Consider the following 990-nt stretch of genomic DNA (forward strand, 5'->3'; position numbering starts at 1 on the left):
GGGGGCTGGCGCTCGGCAGCGCCGTCTTCGCCGCGTTGCTGACCAGGTCAGCGAGGCCGCGTTCGCCGCCGTGCTCGGGGCCGCGCCGCTGGTGGCCCTGGCCGCGCTGGTGCTCAGCGGACGCCTGCGCGAGCGCTGAGCCTCAGCCCTCGAACAGCGCCTGGCCCACGTACGCGCCGTCGGTGCCGCCCAGCCGGGCCCCGTCCGGGACGCCCGGCGGGACGGCCCACAGGCCCGAGCCGGTGTGCCGCAGGTACTCGCTCATGAGGTCGTCGCGGGCCAGGCGGTTCTGCATCGGCACGTACTGCCGGGCCGGGTCGCGGACGAAGGCGATGAAGAACAGGCCCGCGTCCAGCCGGCCCAGGCCGTCGGAGCCGTCGGTGTAGTTGTAGCCCCGGCGCAGCAGGCGCTGGCCGTCGTTGCTGCTGGGGTGCGCGAGCCGGACGTGGGACTGCTCGGCGATGAGCGGGACGTCGTCGCGTCCGGCCAGGGTGAAGTCCGGCTCGGTGTGCTCGGTGCCGCCCGACAGCGGCGCGCCCGTGGTCTTGGTGCGGCCGACGACCGTCTCCTGCTCGCGCAGCGGGGCGCGGTCCCAGGTCTCGATCATCATCCGGATGCGGCGCGCGACCAGGTAGCTGCCGCCCTCCATCCACGCGGCGGCCGGGTCGTCGCCGGGCTGCACCCAGACGAAGTCGCGGACCGCGTCGGCCTCCTCGGCCTTGACGTTGGCCGTGCCGTCCTTGAACCCGAACAGGTTGCGCGGCGTCGCCTGGCTGGTCGACGTCGAGGACGTGCGCCCGTAGCCGAGCTGGCTCCAGCGGACGGTGGCGGTGCCGAACGCGAGCCGCGACAGGTTGCGGATGGCGTGCACGGCGACCTGCGGGTCGTGCGCGCACGCCTGGACGACGAGGTCGCCGCCGGTGCGGTGCGGCTCGAGGGCGTCCCCGGGGAAGTGCGGCAGCTCCTGCAGGCGGGCCGGCCGGCGCGCGG

Annotated in this window: 1 protein-coding gene; it reads right to left on the reverse strand. The window is 75.6% G+C overall.

Annotated features, from left to right (window positions below):
- Positions 1-142 precede the first annotated feature (142 nt).
- On the reverse strand, positions 143-990 hold an 848-nt coding region (locus AC2W7G_RS17150; protein WP_485869506.1), incomplete at its 5' end, for a Dyp-type peroxidase.

This window comes from Aeromicrobium sp. PFPM2_SD2, from assembly GCF_057364525.1.